Below are 24243 nucleotides of genomic sequence, written 5' to 3'. Positions count from 1 at the left end.
AAGAAAGGGAAATGGTGTTTTATAATATCAAATATTTAACGCTTACGTAAATGATCAAGAATTATATAAAAACAGCTTTCCGCGGTCTTCAAAAAAACAAAGGGTTTACCGCCATCAATATCCTGGGACTGGCTTTGGGGCTGGCAACCTGCCTGCTCATTGTACTGTACGTAATTGATGAATTAAGCTATGACCGGTATAATACCAAATCCAGCAGGATATACCGGGTAAATGAGGATCTTAAACTGGGCGATAACAGCGTACAGTATGCTGTATGTATGCCGCCCCTGGCCAAAACCTTAAAAGCAGAGTATCCTTACGTTGAAAATGCTGTCCGCCTAAAAAATGCCGGTAGCTGGCACGTTAAAAAAGGCAATTCCAATATACTCGAGAACCGGGTAGTTTATGCCGATCCTTCGCTGTTTGATGTTTTTACCTTACCAATGATCAGCGGGAACCCGTCATCAGCCCTTGCCGAACCTAATAGCGTTGTAATTACCGAAACTGCAGCCAAAAAATATTTCAACAGCATTAATGTTGTTGGCAAAACACTGGTGTTAAATGATAATACGCCATTTAAAGTAACCGGTGTTATTCGTGATGTGCCTAAGCAGTCACATTTCAATTTTGATTTCTTCCTGTCGATGCCTACCTGGCCTGATAGCCGTTCCAATGAATGGTTAAGGAGTGATTATAATACCTATGTTTTATTAAAAGCCCCCTCTGACGCCAAAAAACTGGAAGCCAGCTTTCCGGAACTGTTAAAAAAATTCAGCGGTGCGCAAATGCAGGCTCAGTTAAACATGAGCATTGATGCCTTTGAAAAAAGTGGCAGCTTTTTCAGGATGAACCTGATCCCGCTAACGGACATTCACTTAAAATCGAGTTTGAGCGGCGAGTTAGGCCCTAATGGTACTACACAGTACATTTATATATTTTCGGCGATAGCCATTTTTATTCTTTTAATAGCCTGTGTAAACTTTATGAACCTTTCCACTGCGCGTTCGTCAAACCGTGCGCGTGAGGTTGGGGTGCGTAAAGTTTTAGGCTCCGACCGCAAGCAGCTGATAGCCCAGTTTTTAACCGAATCTGTATTGGTTACGTTTGTGGCTACTTTACTGGCCTTTATAACAGCCTTGTTTCTATTGCCGTTGTTCAACCAGCTATCCGGTAAAGAACTGGAGATTAACCGCCAGTCGTTAGTATGGATAGTTCCGGCATTATTATTCATATCCTTATTTGTTGGTGCAATAGCGGGTTCATATCCGGCTTTTTACCTGTCGGCTTTTCAACCGGTTGATGTTTTAAAAGGCAAATTAGCTACCGGGTTTAAAGGCAGCAGGCTCAGGAGTTTCCTGGTGGTTTTTCAATTCTCCATATCTATTTTCCTGATCATTGGTACATTGGTGATATATAATCAGTTAAATTACATCCAGACAAAAAATTTAGGTTATAACCGTAACCAGGTACTCATTGTTCAAAATGTTTTTGAGCTTAACAAACAGGCTAAAATATTTAAACAAGAGGTGAAAGAAATTCCGGGTGTTATCAATGCCACCATGACGGGTTTCCTCCCTACTTCCAATTGGAAAAGCACAGCCATCTACTATAAAGATGCCACCCTTGATCAAAAAAAATCTCTGTTTCCCCAAAGCTGGGAAATTGATGAGGATTATGTAAAAACACTTGGCATGAAGATGGTGGCAGGGCGCAGCTTCTCCAAAGATATGCCCACAGATTCCGCTGGTATTATACTCAATGAATCGGCCGCCAGGTTCCTGGGATTTAATGATGTCAATAAAATCCTGTATAAAAGCCAGGGAGGCAAAAATACGCTGGATAATGTAAAGAAATACCACGTAGTAGGGATTGTGAAAGATTTTAATTTTAATTCCCTGCGCGAAAGTATAGGTCCGGTGGTGATGACACTTGCCGAAAATACAGGTGCTTTAAGTATCAGGGTTGATACTAAAAATCTGCCAGCCTTGTTATCTCAAATAAAAAATAAATGGAAGGAATTATCTCCCAATGTACAGATCGATTACTCATTTATGGATCAGGAGTTTGATGCTTCTTACCGCACAGAACAGCGTACAGGCCAGATATTTATTGTATTTACCTCGCTGGCCATTCTCATTGCCTGCTTGGGTTTATTTGGCCTGGCTGCCTACGCTGCCGAGCAGCGCACCAAAGAAATAGGCATACGCAAGGTATTGGGTGCCAGTGTGTCGGCTATTGCGGGCATGCTATCTAAAGACTTTATTAAGCTGGTATTCATTTCTATTTTGATTGCCACACCATTGGCCTGGTACTTTATGAATAAATGGTTTCTGCAAGGTTTTGCTTACCGGATAAATATCCAGTGGTGGGTTTTGGTGCTGGCTGGTTTGGCCGCTCTGTTTATCGCTGTTATCACCATAAGTTTTCAATCGATCAAGGCTGCAATTGCCAATCCGGTTGAGAGTTTAAAGACTGAGTAAGGGGTGTTGAAAGCAGAAAGCGATTTAGAATTTAGAAATTAGAATTTCAATTATTATGATCAAAAACTTTATAAAAATAGCCTGGCGAAATTTATTGCGACATAAATCATTTTCGCTGATAAACATAGCAGGATTGGCCATCGGTATGGCCAGTGCCGCACTTATTTTATTCTGGATCCAGAACGAAGTGAGTTACGACCAGTTTCATACCAATAAGTCGCGCTTGTATCTGGCTTATAACAGGGCTGTTTTTGATGGCAAACTCTGGTGTTGGTCTACTACACCAAAAGTAATGGCTAAAACTTTAAAGCAGGAATATCCAGGAGTAGAGGATGTTACAAGATCTACATCGGCTAATTTTTTATTTACTGTTGGCGATAAACACCTGAACGTTCCTGGTTATTTTAGCGATCCTGGATTCCTGACAATGTTTAGTTTTCCTCTGCTGAAGGGTAATTCCAAAACAGCGCTCAATACTGTAAGCTCTATTGTGATCACCGAACAACTTTCCAAAAAGCTGTTTGGTAACGATGATGCGATGGGAAAAGTTGTCCGGATTGATAGTGTTGACAATTTTACCGTTACGGGGGTTTTGAAGGCATTACCTAATAATACGCGATTTAACTTTGAATACCTGATACCCTGGAGTTATTTGATAAAAACAGAGCACGAGGATGAAAAAAACTGGGGTAATAACTCGGTACAAACCTGGGTGCTGGCCAAACCCAATGTTTCTGAAGCCTCCTTAAATAAACAGGTGCAAAATATAACCAGATCGCACTCCGACCAAAAAGATGGTGACGTTTTTATGCACCCTGCCAGCAAATGGCGTTTGTATTCGGAGTTTGAAAACGGCAAAATAGTGGGTGGCCGTATCAACACCGTAAAGTTGTTTGGGGTGATAGCTATGTTTATTTTGCTCATTGCCTGTATCAACTTCATGAACCTGAGTACAGCCCGAAGTGAACGGCGCGCACGGGAAGTAGGCATTCGCAAAGTAGTGGGCGCTCAAAAAGGTTCGCTTATAGGTCAGTTTCTTGGCGAATCTATATTACTGGCCCTGATTGCCGGTACAGTCGCGCTGATTATAGTACAAATTAGTCTTTCGGGCTTTAATCAATTGACAGATAAACAGCTGTTTATACCATTTGGCAATGTTGGATTCTGGCTTATCTGCCTGATATTTATATTATTAACCGGTGTTATAGCCGGCAGTTATCCTGCCTTTTATTTATCATCATTTAAGCCGGTAAGCGTATTAAAGGGCACATTCAAGGCGGCAAATGCTTTGGTTACGCCGCGTAAGTTACTGGTGGTTCTACAGTTTACCTTCGCCATTGTACTCATCATTTGTACAATTATTGTCCGCAACCAAATGCAGTATGCGCAAGATCGTGAGTTGGGTTATAAAAAAGATAACCTGGTTTATACCATGATGATGGGTAGTATAGAAAAGAATTATAAAATGATCAGAAGCGAGTTGATCAGTAGCGGAGCGGCAACGTCTGTAACCAAAACCAGCTCGCCAATCACTCAACGTTGGAGCGATAGCTGGGGTTATGATTGGAAAGGAAAGGATCAAAGTCAGAAAATTGATTTTATCACTTATAATACCGATGGCGACTTTGTTAAAACAATGGGGCTAAAAGTAATTGCCGGTCGCGATGTGGATGTTAACGCTTATCCAACAGATTCAACTGCTATGTTGCTAAATGAAGCTGCAGTTAAGGTTATGGGTTTTAATAACCCTATAGGCCAGATCATCAAAAATGGCGATAGTCGTGCCTGGCATGTTATAGGTGTGATCAAGAATTTTATCATTGAATCACCATATGAACCTGTTCGCCCGATGATTGTACAGGGCCCAAAATCATGGTTTAATGTAGTGCACTATAAATTGAATCCGGCTAATACTACTGCGGAGAACCTGAAACGGGCCGAAGGGGTATTTAAAAAGTATAACTCAGAATATCCGTATGAGTACCATTTTGCTGATGATGAGTATGCCCGGAAATTTAACGATGAAAAGCGTACCAGCACACTGGCAAGCTTGTTTGCTGGTTTAACCATATTTATATCATGCCTGGGTTTATTTGGCTTAGCGGCTTACATGGCTCAAAATCGTCAAAAAGAGATCAGTGTGCGCAAAGTATTAGGTGCGTCGGTCTCTAACCTGACTACTTTATTATCCAAAGACTTTTTAATGCTGGTACTTATATCATTTTTGATAGCGTCGCCCATAGCATGGTATGGTATGCATGTTTGGTTACAAAACTACACGTACCGTATTCATATTCAGGTTTGGGTATTTATAGCAGCAGGCTTGTTAACCATGATCATTGCCTTGGCAACGGTTAGTTTTCAATCTATAAAGGCAGCTCTTACCAACCCGATAAAAAGTTTAAGAAGCGAGTAGGGGTAAACATATTTTGAATTGTATTACGGTCAGATCCAGATATATTTCCAATACGATGCAACCAAGATGTATTGAAGTGGGTCTTATAGATGAACCAAACAAAAAATCATGAAAAAATATTTACTGTTGTTATTTGTCGCCGGTCAAAGCTGTGTAGCCTTTGCCCAGCGTAACGGGCAAACCCCTTATATGACTAAATCGCTAACAGGATCTGCTATCAGATCGGTTGTAGTTAAAACATCCGGCGGTAGTATTGGTGTTACCGGCGCGGGTGTTGGGGAGCCCCGGGTTGAGGTTTATATCAGCGGTAATAATGGTAACAATGATATCTCGAACGATGAAATAAAAAAGCGTTTGGAGAATTACACACTGGAGGTAACCGTTAATAATGGCGAAGTACAAGCTATTGCGAAAGGCAAAAGTAAAGGTTTCTTTAACTGGAACAACTCCCTGAACATCTCATTCAGAGTTTTTGTGCCTAAACAGGTAACCACAGATCTGAATACCAGCGGAGGTAGTATTAGTTTGGATAATTTAACCGGTAAGCAAACCTTTGAGACCAGTGGAGGGAGCCTGCATATGGACAGGTTAACCGGCACCATACATGGCAGAACATCAGGTGGCAGTATCCACGTTAGTAATTCAGGTCAGGATATTGATTTGCAGACCAGTGGCGGAAGTATCAGCGCGGCTAATTGTATTGGACACATCAGGTTGGAAACATCCGGAGGTTCATTGCAACTGGAAGGGCTGCAAGGCAACATCGATGCTACTACAAGTGGAGGCAGTATTCGTGGTAACAGCATTAATGGTGAACTGATAACCAGTACCAGCGGTGGTAGCATTAACCTCACCCAATTGTCATGCGCACTTGATGCGTCAACCAGTTCGGGAAGTTTTCACGCGCAGTTTAACAGTGTGGGTAAGTATGTTAAGATAGATGTGAGCTCCGGGCATATTGACCTGGATCTGCCATCAAAACAGGGCGTTGATTTGGATCTCCGGGGTGAAAAGGTAGAAACCAATTTTACAGGAAATTTTGATGGGACTAAAGAAAAAGAAAGGGTAAAAGGCAAATTGAATGGCGGCGGTTCGTTGGTTGAGGTGAGAGGAAATGGCCGCGTCAATCTGAATGTGAACTAATTAACTATTAATCATATAAAAAGCCTGTTGGATTAATTTCTGACAGGCTTTCTTTGTTTTTTACTGTATCATAACCGGACACCATGTGTTACGCCTGCGAACAGTTTAAATATTAATTTGTATATAATCGACTGTTTGTTAGTATTTTATATAATTGGTACGTATTTTAACCTTCAATAAGCAGGAGTAGTTGGGATGGGGATATCAGGTTTTAGAATTTAATATTTACAGGTATGTTAAAGAATTATTTACGGAGCGCTATACGCAATATCACAAGACATAAATTTATCTCGTTTATCAATATTTTTGGTTTAACCATCGGCTTAACCTGCTGTATGCTTATCCTCATATATATTTTAAATGAGCTGAGTTATGATAAGTTTAACACCAACGCAGATAATGTTTACCGGGTAACCAGGAGCTTTAATACTACAGATGGTGCCCAAACCCTTTTCCTGGGTTCCATAGCCCCTCCATTTGGCCCCCTGTTAAAAAATGAATTTTCTGATATAAAAAAAGTAACCCAGATACGCGGAACAGGTACGGTTACCATGCGATACAAAGAGAAGTTGCTTAATGAAAAAGAATCCTACTTTGCTGATGAAAGTTTTGTGGATGTTTTTACCGTAAAAACAATTAAGGGAGATCCGGCCACAGCCCTTTCCGATCCTTTTACAGTGATGATGACAGAAGACATGGCCCGTAAGTATTTTGGCAATGAGGATCCGATAAATAAGGAGATCAGACTGGATAACCAGTTCAATTTTAAAGTTACCGGCATTTATAAACCGTTCCCGGCTAACTCACATCTTCATCCTGAAATGCTTTTGTCTTTTATTACCTTAAAAGATAGTACAATATATGGCGACAAACAATTACGCACCAATTGGGGTAATAATGATTTTTACACCTATATGCTTTTACCACCAAACTACAATGTGGAGCATATGGAATCCTTATTCCCTGCTTTTTTAAATAAGTATGTTCATTTCCCTGGACAACCAGGCAATTTCCAGGAATCAAAAAATAGCAAATTACATATTCAGAAGTTATTAGACATACATCTACATTCCCATCTGGATGCGGAGATTGAAACCAATGGTGATATCAAACGGGTCTACATATTTTCGGCTATTGCCTTATTTATTCTGTTGATAGCCTGTATCAATTACATGAATTTGTCAACTGCACGGTCAGCTTTAAGGGCGCGTGAAATTGGTATCCGGAAAGTGATAGGGGCACAACGGAAAGAAATAATCACCCAGTTTTTAAGTGAATCAATATTGATCACTGCTTTTGCACTAATCCTGGCATTAGTACTTACCTGGTTAATGATACCATTTATAAATGGTTTTTCGAATCTGGGCTTAAGTATTCATGGTTTGTATGAGCCTAAACTATTGGCCTCTCTAATTATACTGCCATTTTTTGTGGGTATTCTCAGCGGAATATATCCGGCATTATTCATGTCATCCTTTAAACCTGTAAAGGTATTGAAGGGGTTATTAAAGGTAAGTTCAGGAGGTGTATCATTCCGCAAAGTTTTGGTGGTGGTACAATTCTCTGTTTCTATTGTATTAATAGTGGCCACAACCATTGTATTTCAGCAGTTAAGATATATACAGCAAAAATCGCTTGGATTTGATAAAGAGCATGTTATTACGATGGATAACCCATTTTCTAATAGTCAGTTTGAAGCCTTTAAAAATGAGCTGCTGAAAAACGCTGATATCAAGGAATTAGGACGCTCGTCAAGAGTCCCATCCGGCCGTTTATTGGATGATCAGGGAATATCTGTTTTTGAGGGGGCTAAATCCCAGCCGATTAAAGCGGATGTTAAATATGTAAATACTGATTATGGCTTTATACCCACCTTTGGTATGAAGATGGCTGCCGGGCGCAATTTTTCGCGGGATTTTGGTACAGACAGTAATAATTATGTGATCAATTCGGCTGCTGTAAAAGTACTTGGCTGGAAAACCCCCGAAAATGCCATTGGAAAAGATTTGGCCTATGGGGGGGTAAAAGGTAAGGTGATCGGCGTGGTAAATGATTTTCATTTTGAGTCGTTGCATCAAAGTATCATTCCTTTGTTATTCCGTATGGCCAGTGAAGGTCATTACGGAAGATTATCGATTAAAATTGCGGGGAATAATATCAGTTCATCCATCAATACCATTCAGGAAGCCTGGTTGAAATTACAACCCGAAAAACCATTTGAGTATACATTTTTAGATGAACGTTTCCAGAGATTATACTATAGCGAACAACAGCAGGCTAATTTATTCACCATATTTTCTTTCATCGCTATATTTATAGCTTGTTTGGGATTGTTTGGCTTATCGGCCTTCACCATTACCCAACGAGTTAAAGAGATCGGGGTACGCAAAGTATTGGGCGCGAGTATCCCTCAGATTGTAACCGAGCTATCCAAAGATTTTTTAAAACTGGTACTCATCGCTTCGGTCATTGCGTTACCTATTGCCTGGTATGCCATGAGTAAATGGCTGCTTGATTTCGCCTTCCGTATCAGTATACAATGGTGGGTATTTTTAATGGCCGGTGTTATTGCAGTGGTGATCGCATTTGTGACCATTAGCTTTCAATCTATCAAAGCGGCAATGGCCAACCCGGTAAAAAGTTTACGTAGCGAATAAGAAGCTAAATGCAGAAAGCTCAAGGTTGTTTAGGATTTAGAAACTATAGTTTAGAAATTATATCATTATGATCAAAAATTATTTCAAGATTGCTTTGCGCAATTTTAGTAAGCACAAATTGTTTACAATGATCAATATCATCGGCTTATCCATTGGTATAAGCTCTGCATTGGTCATTTATTTGATTGTACATTTTGATTTTACTTTTAACCAATCCTTTACAGATGGTGACAGGATATATCGTATAGTTTCAAATTACACATTCTCTGGTGAAGAGGCTCATAACAGGGGAGTTACAGGTGCTTTGCCCGGGGCAATGAAATCCGTGAGTGGGGTAGCTGTTTCAGTACCATTTTTTACGCTCAATCAGCCAAATGTGCTCATTTCGATAAAATCGGGTGTTCCGGTTAAATTCAAGATACAGGACAATGTAGTTATTGCAGATAGTCATTATTTTAATCTGTTTAATTATAATTGGAAAGTGGGTTCTGCCAAGACTGCCTTAAACGCGCCTAACCAGGTGGTATTGACCACAGATCAGGCTAAAAAATACTTTCCTTCACTTTCCTATAACCAGATGCTGGGGCGTACGGTTACTTATGATACTTTAACCACAACTGTTAGTGGTATTGTGGAATCATTAAAAGGTAATAACGACTTTACTTTTCATGATTTCATATCCTATGGTACTATAAATTCGAATAAAGCGCTCCTGGAAGAAATAAGACCGACACAATGGGGTAGTACAACATCTGCTTCTCAACTTTTTATCAAGCTATCACCCAATACCACTGTTACGCATATTGAGAAACAGTTAAATGAATTGTTAAAGAAAAACAATCCACCTAAACCATCAGATAAGGGTAACACCAGGAATTTTAAGTTGCAGCCATTAAGCGATCTGCATTTTAACGGAACTTATGGAACGTTTGATACAGGTACCAGTCATACTGCCAATAAAATAACCTTGTATGGTTTGCTGGTAATTGCTTTGTTTCTATTATTACTAGGTTGTATCAACTTTGTGAATTTAACTACCGCACAGGCTACCCAAAGGGCCAAAGAAATAGGTATCCGCAAAACAATGGGCAGTAGCCGCGTGCAACTCATTATTCAGTTTCTGAGCGAAACGTTTTTGATAACTTTAATTGCCGTAATTGTATCTGTAGCGATGGCTCCTGTTATACTCAAATTGTTTGCTGATTTTATTCCGCAGGGTATTAAAGTAGATATTTTGGGGCATCCTGATCTGATAATTTTTCTGTTCATATTAACAATTGTGGTAAGCATTTTATCAGGCTTTTATCCAGCTGTCTTATTATCGTCATACAAACCCGCATTGGTACTTAAAAACCAAACCGCTGCCAATAGCAATAAAACACGTAACGCGGTGCTGCGTAAATCATTAACAGTTTTACAGTTTGTGATAGCCCAGTTTTTTATAATGGCAACAGTATTGGTGAGCAAGCAAATATATTATGCGCTGCATAAGGATCTGGGTTTTAAAAAGGATGCTATTATAGTTATTAATTCTCCCTGGAAAAACCGTACGGCCAGTCGCAACCAGGTGTTTATGAACAAACTAAAAGCTATACCTCAAATAGAGATGATAGCCGTAGGTAAGGATGCACCATCTTCCAGTTCAAGTAACTCAACAGAAGCTACTTATAAAGATGGAAAAAAGGAGATTAAAATAAATCTGGAAGAAAAATATGGTGATGAAAAGTACATTGATGTATATAAGATCAAATTGCTTGCCGGTAGAAATTTACAGCAGAGCGACAGCACAAAAGGATTTTTAATTAACAATACCTGCGCAAAGATATTTGGATTTAAAAACCCTAAAGACGCGGTAGGTAAGCAAATAGATAATTTCAATGGCGATACCAAGATGGAAATAATTGGAGTAGTTGCAGACTTTTATCATGAATCCCTGCATTCGCCGATTAGGCCTTTGGCTATTTTAACAAGTAAAGAACGTTATAATAATGGCACATTTCATATAGCATTAAAACCACAATCAGCCGGTGGCAACGATTGGAAAAAAGCCATTTCGGCAATGGAATCAGCATGGAAAGAGATTTATCCCGAAGATGATTTTGAATATCATTTCTTTGATGAAAATATTGCCAAATTCTATGATGCGGAGCAGCATACTTCTACATTGCTTACCTGGGCTACCGGATTATCTGTATTTATCAGCTGCCTGGGTTTACTTGGTTTAGCTATGTATACAACCAATTTACGAACCAAAGAAATAGGGGTTAGGAAAGTGCTTGGTGCATCAGTTACCCAGATTGTCACCTTGCTATCAACCGAATTGGTGCTGCTTATTGTACTGGCCTTTGTTTTGGTTACACCGCTGGCCTGGTACGCGATGCATAAATGGATGCAGAGTTTTGCCGACCGCACAACCATCAGCTGGTGGATATTTGTTTTGAGCGGTGCTGGAATGTTGTTGGCAGCTTTGTGCACATTGAGCTTTCAAACGGTTAAGGCAGCTATTGCCAACCCTGTTAAAAGTTTACGTAGCGAATAGTGTAGTTTGAGTAATTGCAGAGTGACATAGTTTTAAACTTTAACACTATTTAACTACTCATTTAAGGCATTTTACTTATCATCGTATAAACAATGTGATATGGTAAGTAATTACTTCAAAATTGCCTGGCGTAACCTGCAGAAACATAAATTTTATACCCTGATCAACATCTTCGGCTTGTCATTAGGGATTGGTTGCAGCCTTATTTTATTTCAGTTTATAACGTATCATCTTAGTTTTGATACTTACCATCACGATGCCAAACAACTTTATAAAGTAGTAACAGAACTGCACTTAGATGATGGTAGTGTTTTGTTTGAACAGGGGTCACCCTTGGCTATGCTCAAGGCTAAAACAAACATCCCTCAAATTAAGGAAGTCGCTGCGGTTTTACGTATACATGATTTAACAACCTCTGTTACTCAACCTGGGGATGTTAATGCTAAATTATTTGCTGAGCATGAAAATGTAGCCATAACCGACGATCATTTTTTTGATATGTTTGATTATGAATGGGAGCAGGGTAATAAAAACATCGCGCTCAATGAACCCAATACCGTTGTACTAAGCCATACCCTGGCTCAGAAATATTTTAATAGTCAGGATGTTATCGGGAAAACTATCAGGATTGATAATAAAAATAATTTTAAAGTAACCGGTGTCATCAAAGATCATCCGGCAAATACCGATATCAAAACTGATATGTTTTTGTCGTTATCGACCCTGAAAAACATTTACCCAGATGTTGCAGAACCATTGCAGAACGATTGGGGATGGGTTAATACTACCACGGCCGTATATTTTTTATTACCCGATCATGTTTCGTCCCAAAGTGTGGAAACTATGATCAGAAAAATGACTGTGAGTGATCTGGGCGACAGGGCCAATGCTTTTCATTTTAAATTACAGCCTCTAAAAGAAGTACACTTTGATGGCCGTTACAGTGGAGTTATTCAAAGATCATTATTGGTTACCCTTGGGTTGATAGGTTTGTTGTTGATTGTAATTGCCTGTGTTAACTTTATAAATATGGCTACCGCCCAGAGTTTTAAACGGGCAAAGGAAATAGGCACACGCAAAGTTTTAGGTAGTACTCCATCGGCTATATTTTTCCAGTTTATGGCCGAAACAGCCAGTATTACCTTCTTTGCGGGCTTATTGTCTGTATTGTGGGTATGGTTAACACTGCCTGTAATTAATTACTGGCTGCAAACCAGTTTAACACTTAATTTCATTAGCGACCCTAAGCTGATACTTTTTGTGTTTGGCTTATTGGTATTTATTATTACGGCAGCAGGCTTTTATCCGGCTACGTTACTGAGCCGTTTTAAACCGGTAAATGCCCTTAAAAATCAGCTTGGCCAAAATAGTCAATCAGCAGGATTGGCACGTAAAAGTTTGATCGTGGTACAAAATGTTATAGCACAGGTTCTGATCATTAGTACTATACTGATCACTTTGCAGGTAAGATATCTGAAAAACGCGGATCTTGGATTTAACAAAAGCGCAGTGCTCATGTTACCAGCTCCCGATAATGCCAAAAGTAAAACTGATTTCTTACGCAACCGATTATTAGCTTATCCTGGTATTAACAGCGTGGCATTTTGTTATCAGGCACCCGCATCAACTGCTAATAAAGGCGGTAGTATAAGATATGATAGTCGCCCTTGGGAAAAGTTTGTAGGCAGAACAATTATGGGTGATGCAGGTTATGTAAAAACATTTGGATTACGGTTAATTGCCGGACGCAACCTGGCAGAAGGAGATACCGCCAAGGAATACCTGGTAAATGAAAATCTTGTTCAAAAACTGGGTATAAAAGATCCTCAACAAGTTATCGGGCATAAGCTTGCTGCCGGCGATCTTTCTGATAACTCCGGCACCATTGTAGGGGTGGTTAAAGATTTCAATTCCAGATCATTGTATACCGCAGTTGAACCTGAATATATTACTACGTTTAGAAATTCTTACCAAAACATAGGGATTAAAATCAGTTCAAATGATCCTTCGGCAATATTAGCCCATATAAAAAAAGAATGGCAAGCATTTTATCCTGATCATGTTTTTGAATACCATTTCCTGGATGAGCAGATAGCTGATTTTTACAAAAAGGAAGATCTGCTTAATAAACTGATCAAATCAAGTGCGATCATCGCCATTTTTATAAGCTGTTTAGGATTACTGGGGCTCATTTCTCTTTTAACCTTGCAACGTACTAAGGAAATCGGTATCCGTAAGGTTCTTGGTGCGTCAGTAGCACACATCACAACTTTACTTTCTTTAGATTTTTTAAAATTGGTGTTTATTGCAGTGATCATAGCCTCGCCTATAGCCTGGCTCATGATGAGTAAGTACCTGCAGAGTTTTGCCTATCGTATTGACATACAATGGTGGGTATTCGCGGTTACTGCCGTACTTACCATATTCATAGCATTTATTACAGTAAGTTTTCAATCAATAAAAGCGGCGATGGCAAATCCCATAAATAGTTTACGGGATGAGTGACGTGTGAAAATCATGTAAAATTAAAACAACAACTGTAAACTAAGTTTACATAGTTTACTTTCTTTTCGTTTCTGAAGAAATATTCATATAGATTGTATTATTCAACTGAATTTCAGCGAATAAACTACATCCTTATGAAACAAAAAGTTCTTGATTTAATGAGTCAATTAATCAATGATGGCAGCGGCATTTTTGAACATAATGACTTAAACACTTATCTTAATAAACTTATTGAAAAGGCTTGCATCATTATTGTGGTTGAGCAAGATGTTCTACAAGGCTTTTTAGCGTATTATGCTAATGATCATGTAAATAAGATTGGGTTTATATCTATGCTCATCGTTTCTCCTTCGGTATGGAGAATGGGATATGGCAGAAGATTAGTTGAGTTTTCTTTGAAAGACCTAACCCTTAAGGGGTTTAGGAAATGTTGCACTGAGGTAAAAGGGGATAATATAAAAGCGCTAAACCTATGTAAAAGGTTAGGTTTCTTTTCTGTAGGCGCAAAGGGTAAATATTTAGTCTTAGAGAAAGTACTATAATAGTCAATGGGACCCTTTGAATTTGTAATATTAATTTACCGGGTATTGTTTTGATGCCTGACCGGTTATCCTAAAGAAGTAAAGTCCCTACTAAAGTAATCCCCCAGCTAATTAATTCGCTCATACTCACTGTATCATAACCGTACATGTGTTGTTACACTTACGAACACTTTATTCTTAAACAATTATATAATTTATTGATATACAGCTATTTGATATTTTGGTATATGTTTTAATCTTTAATGCTGATTAAACTACGAAAAATGCTGAAAAACTATTTTAAAATAGCCTGGAGAAATATAATTCGTCATAAAGGATATTCTGCCATTAATATAGCCGGTTTAACTTTAGGAATTTCTGCCTGTTTGCTGATATTCGTTATCATCCGTTATGAGATGAGTTTTGACACGAACCAGCCTAATTTTAAAAACATTTACCATATAGTACTTAAACAAACTCACGAGGATGGCTTTAGTTATACTCCGGGATTGCCCGCCCCGGCCACAGATGCCCTGCGGGTTGATTTTCCACAAGCAAAGGTAGCTGCATTAAACTCCAGTTATGGCAGTCAGATCACAGTACCTGATATAAGTGCTGGTAAAAATACAGGTGATAAAAAATTCACAGAAAGTATAGGGGTTGTATTTATCGAGCCTCAGTTTTTTGATATTTTTAGTTTTAAATGGCTCGCGGGGACACCTTCTGTTTTAGCCGAACCCAATATGGCGGTTATCAGTAAAAGCACGGCTGTGAAATATTTTGGCAACTGGACTAACGTCATAGGTAAAACCCTGAAAATGGATAACCTGATTGATCTTAAAATAGCAGGTATTACTGAAGATCAGCCGGAAAATACAGATTTCCCATTTAAAATAATGGTATCATATATCACCTGGAAACAACACCCTAAAGAATACTATTACGAAAATGAGTGGGGTGCAATTAGCAGTAATCACCAGGTATTCATGCTAATTCCCAATACCTCTATTAATAACATAGATAACCAACTCATATCTTTTACCAAAAAACATTATGAAACGGGCACCAAGCGCAAACTTATTTTCGCGCAACCGTTAGCCCTGCTCCATTTTGATACCCGCTTTGGCAATACTATAGGTGATCATATCATGAGTATGGCCACCTTACGCACGTTATCATTTATTGCCATACTGATTATCGTTATGGCTTCTATTAACTTTATAAATCTGTCTACCGCTCAATCAGTAGGCAGATCAAAAGAAGTTGGTATCCGCAAGGTATTGGGCAGTACCCGTAAACAATTGATCCTACAAATTATAGGAGAAACCACCTTAATTGTTATCGGCTCAGTCTTATTAGCGCTCATCGTAGCAAAAATGGCTATGCCTTATTTAAAACACATTGCCAGTGTGCCTGAAAATATGGGACTGTTTACAATGGATAACATCATATTTTCGGTAATAGTAATGTTTTCTGTGATCCTGCTGTCCGGTATATATCCGGCTTTGGTTGTATCTGGCTTTAAACCAGTGTTAGCTTTAAAAAACAAGATCACAGCGGCCTCCATCGGTGGTATACCTTTGCGCCGAGCCCTGGTTGTTGCTCAGTTTGCTATATCCCAATTGCTCATTATCGGTACTATTGTAGCGGTAAGCCAAATGGATTTTGTAAATAAAGCCGACCTTGGATTTAATAAAAATGCGGTACTGGTGATACCCGGATACACAGACAGCCTGAGTCTGCGTAAAATGGATTCCTTTAAACAACGTTTACTGCAAAATGCACAGGTAGAGTCGGTAAGTTTTTCTTCTGATGCTCCATCATCTGAAAATAACTCAGCCACCAACTTTTATTTTAATCATTCCATTAAAGATCCAGGTTTTAGTACCTTTTTAAAATTTGGCGATGCCGATTATTTCAAAACCTATGAACTGCATTTTGTAGCTGGCAGGGTATATGATGTAGGCGATACCGCCAGGCAGCTTGTTGTTAATGAAACCTTTATCCACAAACTTGGTGTTCAGAATGCTCAGGATGCCATAGGTAAAACTGTTCGCTTGGGCACAGGACCTACTTTACCCATTAGCGGTGTAGTTAAAGATTTTAAAACTAATTCTCTTCGTGAAACTGTAAAACCCATTGTTATATCTGCCCAGAAAACTTATGAATCGCAGGTGGCTATTAAGATCAAAACCAATGACTTGAGCAAAACGGTTGCGCAGCTTCAAAAAATGTGGGAAACCACTTATCCTGAATATGCCTATAACGGATATTTCCTGGATCAAAACATAGCCGATTTTTATAAACAGGAAAACCAAATGGCCCTGGTTTATAAGGTATTTGCCGGTATAGCCATTTTTATATCTTGCCTGGGTTTATATGGTCTGGTATCGTTTATGGCTGTGCAACGTACCAAAGAAGTTGGTATCCGTAAGGTATTGGGCGCATCGATAAGCAGTATCATTTATCTATTCTCTAAGGAATTCATGGTACTGATAACCATTTCATTTGTTATAGCTATGCCAACGGCCTGGTACCTAATGACGGGTTGGCTGCAAAACTTCGCTTACCGGATATCATTAAGTGTTTGGGTGTTCGCACTTGCTATTATATCCTCGGTTCTGATTGCCTGGATCACCGTAGGATACAAAGCTTTAAAAGCCGCTCTGGTAAATCCCGTTAAAAGTTTAAGAAACGAATAATCATAAAACTTAAAACTATTGCAATGATAGGTAACTATTTTAAAACCACCCTGCGTAGCCTGCTTAAAAACCGGGCTTATAGTTTTTTAAATATTGCAGGTTTAGCTACGGGTATAGCTTGTGCCTCGCTCATATTTTTATGGGTTCAGGATGAATTAACATTTAACCATAATTTCGAAAAGCGAAATAATCTATATACCATTTATGAGAATCAAACTTATGATGGTAAAATGTCTACTTTTATTGCAACACCCGGCCCAATGGCCAAGGCGCTGAAGATGGAAATTCCTGAAATAAAGGCCATTGCCCGGACGGCCGGATCTGACCAGCTTTTGTTTTCATTGGATGAAAAAGCTATTACCGAAGATGGTAGTTATGCAGACCCTGAGATATTCTCCATGTTGAAATTGTCATTTATAAACGGGGATATTTCCAATGTATTTAAGGAGTTGCACTCGGTTGTTATTAATGCCACAATGGCTAAAAAATTCTTTGGTACTGCCGATGCTGTGGGTAAAACATTGAAGATAAATAATGAACAGGAGTATACAGTAACCGGCGTTTTTAATGATCTGCCTAAAAACTCAACATTCCAATTTCAGTGGCTTGCCCCAATAGCCAACATCGACCATAAATTTCCATGGATGCAGGAGTGGGGTGCCAACTGGGCCCATACTTATGTTGAATTGATACCATCCGCAAACGTTACGGGAGTTAATAAAAAGTTACAACATTACCTAACCAGTAAAAATAGCGGTACCAAAACGGAATGCTTTCTCTTTGGCATGAACGACTGGAATCTGCACAATAATTTTACTAACGGGAAAATGGACGGTGGACGTATTGAATATGTCCGTTTATTCTCTATCATCGGTTTTATTATTTTAATCATAGCATGCATTAACTTTATGAACCTTTCAACCGCCAGGTCAGAGAAACGGGCAAAAGAGGTAGGCGTACGTAAAGTAATGGGAGCAGGTAAAGGAAAGTTGATAGCCCAGTTCATCGGCGAAGCTATTGTGATGTCTTTTATAGCGGTATTTATAGCCGTTGGGTTTATATATATTACATTGCCGGCATTTAATAATCTGGTTCAAAAAGAGCTATTTATTGATGTTTTTGAGCCAGTTCATCTTATTTATTTATTGTTGATCGGCGCCGTTACAGGCTTACTGGCGGGTAGTTATCCGGCTTTTTACCTTTCATCATTTAATCCTATAACGGTACTAAAAAGTATGAAATTACCTGCTGGTGCGGGTTTTATCAGAGAAGGCCTGGTGGTTATTCAATTTTCTATTTCCATTATACTCATAGTTAGTACCATTATTATTTACCAGCAAATACAGCACGTAAAAAACAGGGATCTGGGTTACAATAAAAGTAATTTGATTTATGTGACTACACAGGGTAAACTAACAGATCATTTTGAAAATGTTTATCAGCAACTTAAACAAAGTCGAGTAGTTGAAAATGCTTCATTAAGCGATTTCCCTGTAATACAAGTATGGAAGAATACTGATAATTATTCGTGGACAGGGAAGGCTCCTACACAAAATCCATTGATATCATTTGAAAATGTAAGTCCGCAATTTGTTCGAACCATGGGTATGAAACTGGCTTCCGGCAGAGATTTTTATACCAATTCGACTTTGGATAGTAATAGCGTAATTATTAATGAGGCAATGGCGAAGCAAATGGGCAAACAAGGCCGTGTAGGTGGGATTATCAGAGACGTGGGCAAAAAGGAATTTGAAATAGCCGGTATAGTAAAAGATTTTCTATACAATGACATGTACGCTGTGAGTACCCCGCTTGTACTATATAATAAGATAATCGGAACCAATGTATTAAGTATCCGCATTAAAAGCAATGTAAATTTGTCAGAAGCGCTGGCTAAAATCGGAGCGGTCATGAAGGTTAATAACCCAGCTTATCCTTTTGAGTATAAATTCATGGATGACGACTTTGACCGACTGTTTAAAACCGAAGCATTAACCGGAAAACTGGCGGGCGTGTTTGCATCGCTGGCTATCCTCATATCTTGCCTGGGTTTGTTTGGATTGGCAGCGTACACAGCGGAACGAAGGATCAAAGAAATCGGTATAAGGAAGGTGCTTGGAGCTTCTGTTGCCGGTTTAACAGGTTTGCTGTCAAAGGATTTCTTAAAGCTGGTAGGCATTTCTTGTCTTATCGCTTTTCCGATAGCCTGGTGGGCTTTATCTAAATGGCTACAAAATTACCAGTATAGAATAACGGTGAACTGGATGGTGTTTGCCGCTGCAGGCATACTAGCTATGTTGATAGCATTGGCGACGGTTAGTTTCCAGGCTATTAAGGCTGCTTTGTCAAATCCGGTGAATAGTTTGAGGAATGAATAAGCGGATTCCGAATGTTCGATTTAGTATTTAGAGTTTAAAAAAATCATGATCAAGAACTATTTGAAAATTGCATGGCGTAACATCGTCAACAATAAAGTTTATAGTGCCATTAACATATTAGGGTTAGCGGCCGGTATGGCAGTTGCCCTGATTATTGGATTGTGGGTAGTTAATGAATACTCTTTTGATAAATTTTTGCCCAATTACAAGCAATTATATCAGGTTGAGCTAAATTTCACCACTCAGCACGATGGCGAGCATACGCAAACCGCCATGGCTATTCCTCTGGTTGATGTCATGCGAAAAGAGATACCTGGAATAAAGTATGCTGCCGAAACAGATTGGGTTGGATGGCAGTGGCATTCGCTATTGGTTGGTGACAAAAAACTTTACCTGAATGGTGGTGCCGCAGCCCCCGATTTCTTAAAGATATTTCAATACCCCTTTGTTAAAGGTAGTGCCAAAGACGCTTTAACCGATCCTTATTCCATTATTTTAAACGAGTCGACCGCCAAAGCCTTATTTGGTAATGTGGACCCTATAAATAAATTCATCCGGATTGATAATCAGCAGAACCTAAAAGTAACAGGTGTAATAAAGGATATTCCTAAAAACGCTACCAAGCAGTTCAGCTTTTTAACTCCCTTTAGTTTTAAGGAAAAAACCGAAAGCTGGATGAGCACCGCCCGTACCACATGGACAAATAATTCATTCAATGCCTTTGTGGAGTTAGAACCTGGCGTAACAATTGAACAAATTGCACCTAAAATCAAGAACCTTGTGTACGAGCATAGCCCCCAAATGAGGCCTGCAAAGCCTGAAGTGATCTTACACCCTTTAAAAGACTGGCATCTATACTCCGATTTTAAGAACGGTAAAGCCGTAGGTGGCTTTATTGATTATGTTCGGATGTTCAACATCATAGGTATACTGGTGTTGCTTATTGCCTGTATCAACTTCATGAACCTTTCAACCGCGCGTTCTGAACGAAGAGCAAGAGAGGTTGGGGTACGAAAAGCGATCGGCTCCCAGCGCCGCGATCTGATCATCCAGTTTTTAGCCGAATCTGTCTTGATTACATTTATCGCCTTTTTGTTTTCGATATTATTTGTACAGCTGGCTTTACCATATTTTAATTCACTGGTTGACAGTGCTATCAGTATCCCATACACCAACCCTGTATTTTGGGGTATCATGTTATTTTATGTACTATTGACGGGTTTACTGGCCGGAAGCAGGCCCGCATTTTATCTGTCATCCTTTAACCCCGTAAAAGTTTTAAAAGGCGCGATCAAAGAGGGCAAATCGGCATCCTTACCTCGTAAAATATTGGTTGTAACACAGTTCAGCTGCTCTATTGCTTTAATCATTAGCACCATCATCGTATACCAGCAAATACAACATGCCAAGGACAGGCCAACAGGCTACAATGCAGCCAGGTTAATGATGACTGACATGAGCGGTGATCTGAATACGAAATATGATGCTTTAAAAAACGATCTGCTGGCCAGCGGGTATGTTGAAAGCGTTGCCGCAGCCTCGAGTCCGGTTACCAATATATACAGCCACATGTCGCTTGATAAATGGCCGGGTAAAAGCGTGAGTGATGAGGCTGTGAACATCGCGGCTGTTTTTGTATCTGATGATTATTTTAAAACCCTGGGGATGACCCTTAGAGAAGGCAGGGATTTTACTCACAGCTGGACGGCCGACTCTACCAGTGTTATACTTAATGAAGCCGCTGTAAAAAGAATAGGCCTGAAAAACCCCATAAACCAGTTAGTAACCTGGAATGGTAGCACTGTACCGGTACGTGTTATTGGAGTGGTAAAAGATGCCCTGATGGAGTCGCCATTTACGCCGGTTCAACCGGCTATTTTTAGTCATGGCCATGTAGCCAATAACATTATGTACCGTTTGGCGCCAAATGCTAATACTCAGCAAGCAATCAAAAAGCTTACTAAAATATTTGATTCCTATAATCCTGCTTATCCGTATATATACCAGTTTGTTGACGAAGAGTATAATCATAAATTTAATCTGGAAATACTGGTAGGTAAACTGTCCGGAATATTTGCAGGTTTGGCTATTTTAATATCATGCCTTGGTTTGTTTGGATTAGCCGCCTACGTTGCCGAACAGCGAACAAAGGAAATTGGTATTCGCAAAGTATTGGGTGCATCGGTAGCCCAGGTGTGGCTACTGCTATCAAAAGACTTTATTTTATTGGTAGGCATAAGCTGCGTTATCGCATCGCCGGTAGCATTTTACTTTTTACAAAACTGGCTGCAAAAGTATGACTACCGTATCACTATTGGCCCAGGCGTATTCATATTGTCGGCAACCGCGGCTATTGCCATCACATTAATAACTATTAGTTTTCAAGCTATAAAAGCAGCATTAACTAATCCTGTAAAAAGCTTGCGCAGCGAGTAGTTGTGCGTAAAAGGATATCGATTTAAAAATTAGAGTTTAGAATTTAACCATTATGATCAAAAATTATATTAAAATAGCCTGGCGCAATTTAAAACGCAACAAGGCTTACGCGTTCATCAGTGTTGTTGGGTTGGCCCTGGGGATTACCTGTGGTATTTTGATCTTCACACTCATCACGTATCATCTCAGCTTTGATAATTTCCATAAAACTCCGGATAGGGTTTACCGCCTATATACAGAATGGCATGACGAGAGTGTTGGCAGATCGCAGGGGGTACCTCAACCTTTAGGAAAAACCTTTCGCAACGATTTTGCGCTGGCAGAACAAACGGCTCGTGCCATCAGCTTTCACGATAACCTGATCACCATTACCCAGGGTAATCAGGTTAAAAAGTTTAATGAAGAGGATGGGGTTGCTTTTACTGAAGCCGGGTATTTTGATATCCTGAATTTTCCGCTATTAAAAGGTGATAAAAAAACGATACTGGTAAAGCCCGGCGAAGCTATATTAACCGAAAAAACTGCACGAAAATATTTTGGTGATGCTGACCCGATAGGAAAAGTCATTCGCCTGGATAACAAAGTAAATTTTACTATTACAGGCGTGTTAAAAGATCTGCCAGCTAACACCGATCGTAAACAACAGGTGTATGTTTCATATGGTAACATGAATGAATATACTAATAAAGAGCGTGAAGACAATTGGGGTGGCGTTTTTAGTGGGAGCGAAGTATTTACATTATTAAAACCATCTACCACGCTGGCCAGTGCCAATGAAGCCATGGCACTTATTGTTAAAAAACATTATACAGGCCGAGATTTGAAAGTATGGAAGTTTAAGTTACAACCACTTTCAGATATTCACTTCAATTCCGACCTTGATGGATATGCCGATAAAAAATACCTGTGGGCTTTATTCTTCATTGGCCTGTTCCTGATCATTACCGCTTGCGTAAACTTTGTTAATCTGGCTACAGCCCAGGCACTGAACCGGGCCAAAGAGATAGGAGTACGAAAGGTTTTAGGTAGCCTGCCACGCCAATTATTCTGGCAGTTTATAGCAGAAACCACTTTAATTACCCTGGTGGCTGTTATCGTGGCTGTTGCTTTATCATTTATCGCGCTGCCCGTGATCAATAATTTATTTCACTCCCAAATGGCATTTGAGCTTTCTCAGCTTGCTGTGTTTATTGTACTGATAAGTATATTGGTTGTATTTTTATCCGGATCATATCCGGGTCTGGTACTGGCTCGTTTTCAACCCATACTGGCGCTTAAAAGTAAACTTTCACAAGAACATGTTGGCGGTTTTTCACTACGTCGTATACTTGTTGTTACCCAGTTTTCCATTTCACAAGTTTTAATTATAGGGGCCATAATTATTGTATCGCAATTACATTATTCCCAAACCGCCGACCTTGGCTTTAACAAAGATGCCGTTGTGTTATTACCCATACCACAAAATGATAAAGCTAAACTGAGTACGCTGCATAACCGTATTAATGAGGTGCAGGGCGTTGAAAAATCATCTTACTGTTACAGACCTCCCGCGTCTCAATCCAATAACAGTACAGACGTTCGTTTCAATCACCGGGCCGAAGATGAACATTGGGGTATCAACACTAAACCAGGGGACGAAAACTTTCTTTCAACATTTGGGATGAAGTTGGTTGCCGGGCGTAATTTTTTTCCTGCCGACACTACACGTGAGTTTCTGGTAAATGAAACCTTTGTAAAAAAGCTTAATCTTAAACCTCAGGATGTGATCGGTAAAATGCTGTCCGTAAATGGCCGATCAACCACAGCACCTATTGTAGGTGTAGTAAAAGATTTTTACAATTACTCGTTTCATACCGAAATATCAGCTGTTTGTATCATGCCCGATTACCGGTCATACTCTACATTGGCGGTTAAGATAAATATGCGCAACGCCAAAACCTCGTTGGCAGCGTTTGAAAAAATATGGAATGAAACCTTTCCGGAAGAGCTTTATTCGTACCAGTTTCTTGACGATAGCGTCGGAAAGTTTTATGAAATGGATAATATACAATTAAAATTAGTTGAGGCATTTGCAGGTATAGCTATCCTTATAGGTTGTCTGGGTTTATATGGCCTGGTATCGTTTATGGCAGTACGTAAAACAAAAGAAATAGGGGTGCGCAAAGTATTAGGGGCAAATACACAACATATTTTATGGTTGTTTGGTAAGGAGTTTACTTACTTATTACTTATAGCTTTTGTAATTGCCGCACCGCTGGCCTGGTGGGTCATGCACAATTATCTGCAGGACTTTAAATATCGTATAACCATTGGCCCTGGTATTTTCCTGGCGTCTATTCTGTCTACATTCATTATTGCCTCTATCACCGTAGGTTATCGCTCAATTATGGCGGCTACTGCTAACCCGGTAAAGAGTTTGCGGAGTGAATAATAGAGAATAAAAGGTTCTTATTAGTTTAGGATTTA

The 24243-nt window shown here is 39.5% G+C and carries 11 protein-coding genes; all 11 read left to right on the top strand.

Translation table 11 applies throughout. The annotated features are described in order from the left end of the window. Positions 1-50 precede the first annotated feature (50 nt). The 11 genes from BLR84_RS10815 (at position 51) to BLR84_RS10765 (ending at position 24208) form a co-directional block, all read left to right on the top strand. Entirely contained in the window at positions 51-2480 is a 2430-nt protein-coding gene (locus BLR84_RS10815; protein ID WP_090467831.1) for an ABC transporter permease, read from the top strand. 55 nt (positions 2481-2535) lie between these two features. Beyond that, positions 2536-4896 (top strand): ABC transporter permease, encoded by a 2361-nt coding sequence (locus tag BLR84_RS10810; protein WP_090467829.1) that lies wholly within the window; start codon positions 2536-2538, stop codon positions 4894-4896. 108 nt (positions 4897-5004) lie between these two features. Next, the gene (locus BLR84_RS10805) at positions 5005-6039 is read left to right on the top strand and encodes a DUF4097 family beta strand repeat-containing protein (RefSeq protein ID WP_090467827.1); all 1035 of its coding nucleotides are present in this window, start codon (positions 5005-5007) and stop codon (positions 6037-6039) included. 233 nt (positions 6040-6272) lie between these two features. Continuing rightward, positions 6273-8696 carry an ABC transporter permease gene (locus tag BLR84_RS10800; protein ID WP_090467825.1) on the top strand — a complete coding sequence of 808 codons (2424 nt, stop codon included), beginning with the start codon at positions 6273-6275 and terminating at the stop codon, positions 8694-8696. Between the two features lie 67 nt (positions 8697-8763). Continuing rightward, the gene (locus tag BLR84_RS10795; RefSeq protein WP_090467823.1) at positions 8764-11235 is read left to right on the top strand and encodes an ABC transporter permease; all 2472 of its coding nucleotides are present in this window, start codon (positions 8764-8766) and stop codon (positions 11233-11235) included. Between the two features lie 99 nt (positions 11236-11334). Further along, positions 11335-13740 (top strand): ABC transporter permease, encoded by a 2406-nt coding sequence (locus tag BLR84_RS10790; protein ID WP_090467820.1) that lies wholly within the window; start codon positions 11335-11337, stop codon positions 13738-13740. 134 nt (positions 13741-13874) lie between these two features. Further along, positions 13875-14282: a GNAT family N-acetyltransferase gene (locus BLR84_RS10785; RefSeq protein WP_090467819.1), complete on the top strand. Its 408-nt coding sequence runs from the start codon at positions 13875-13877 to the stop codon at positions 14280-14282. A 263-nt stretch (positions 14283-14545) separates the two neighbouring features. After that, positions 14546-16963: an ABC transporter permease gene (locus tag BLR84_RS10780; RefSeq protein WP_090469190.1), complete on the top strand. Its 2418-nt coding sequence runs from the start codon at positions 14546-14548 to the stop codon at positions 16961-16963. A gap of 23 nt (positions 16964-16986) precedes the next feature. Further along, the gene (locus tag BLR84_RS10775; RefSeq protein WP_090467817.1) at positions 16987-19341 is read left to right on the top strand and encodes an ABC transporter permease; all 2355 of its coding nucleotides are present in this window, start codon (positions 16987-16989) and stop codon (positions 19339-19341) included. 45 nt (positions 19342-19386) lie between these two features. Next, positions 19387-21777, top strand: a complete 2391-nt coding sequence (locus BLR84_RS10770) for an ABC transporter permease (RefSeq protein WP_090467815.1) — start codon at positions 19387-19389, stop codon at positions 21775-21777. 52 nt (positions 21778-21829) lie between these two features. Beyond that, positions 21830-24208, top strand: a complete 2379-nt coding sequence (locus tag BLR84_RS10765) for an ABC transporter permease (RefSeq protein WP_090467813.1) — start codon at positions 21830-21832, stop codon at positions 24206-24208. Positions 24209-24243 lie beyond the last annotated feature (35 nt).

It is taken from the genome of Mucilaginibacter sp. OK268 (assembly GCF_900103125.1).
Taxonomy (GTDB): domain Bacteria; phylum Bacteroidota; class Bacteroidia; order Sphingobacteriales; family Sphingobacteriaceae; genus Mucilaginibacter.
Note: the sequence above shows the minus strand (reverse complement) of the source record. Positions and strands in the feature narration are given on the sequence as shown.

Bases quoted from the DNA above. Each gene is read 5' to 3' on its own strand.
- BLR84_RS10785 (WP_090467819.1), top strand. From the start codon at position 13,875: ATGAAACAAAAAGTTCTTGATTTAATGAGTCAATTAATCAATGATGGC.
- BLR84_RS10810 (WP_090467829.1), top strand. From the start codon at position 2,536: ATGATCAAAAACTTTATAAAAATAGCCTGGCGAAATTTATTGCGACAT.
- BLR84_RS10780 (WP_090469190.1), top strand. From the start codon at position 14,546: ATGCTGAAAAACTATTTTAAAATAGCCTGGAGAAATATAATTCGTCAT.
- BLR84_RS10795 (WP_090467823.1), top strand. From the start codon at position 8,764: ATGATCAAAAATTATTTCAAGATTGCTTTGCGCAATTTTAGTAAGCAC.
- BLR84_RS10765 (WP_090467813.1), top strand. From the start codon at position 21,830: ATGATCAAAAATTATATTAAAATAGCCTGGCGCAATTTAAAACGCAAC.
- BLR84_RS10790 (WP_090467820.1), top strand. From the start codon at position 11,335: ATGGTAAGTAATTACTTCAAAATTGCCTGGCGTAACCTGCAGAAACAT.
- BLR84_RS10775 (WP_090467817.1), top strand. From the start codon at position 16,987: ATGATAGGTAACTATTTTAAAACCACCCTGCGTAGCCTGCTTAAAAAC.
- BLR84_RS10770 (WP_090467815.1), top strand. From the start codon at position 19,387: ATGATCAAGAACTATTTGAAAATTGCATGGCGTAACATCGTCAACAAT.
- BLR84_RS10800 (WP_090467825.1), top strand. From the start codon at position 6,273: ATGTTAAAGAATTATTTACGGAGCGCTATACGCAATATCACAAGACAT.
- BLR84_RS10805 (WP_090467827.1), top strand. From the start codon at position 5,005: ATGAAAAAATATTTACTGTTGTTATTTGTCGCCGGTCAAAGCTGTGTA.
- BLR84_RS10815 (WP_090467831.1), top strand. From the start codon at position 51: ATGATCAAGAATTATATAAAAACAGCTTTCCGCGGTCTTCAAAAAAAC.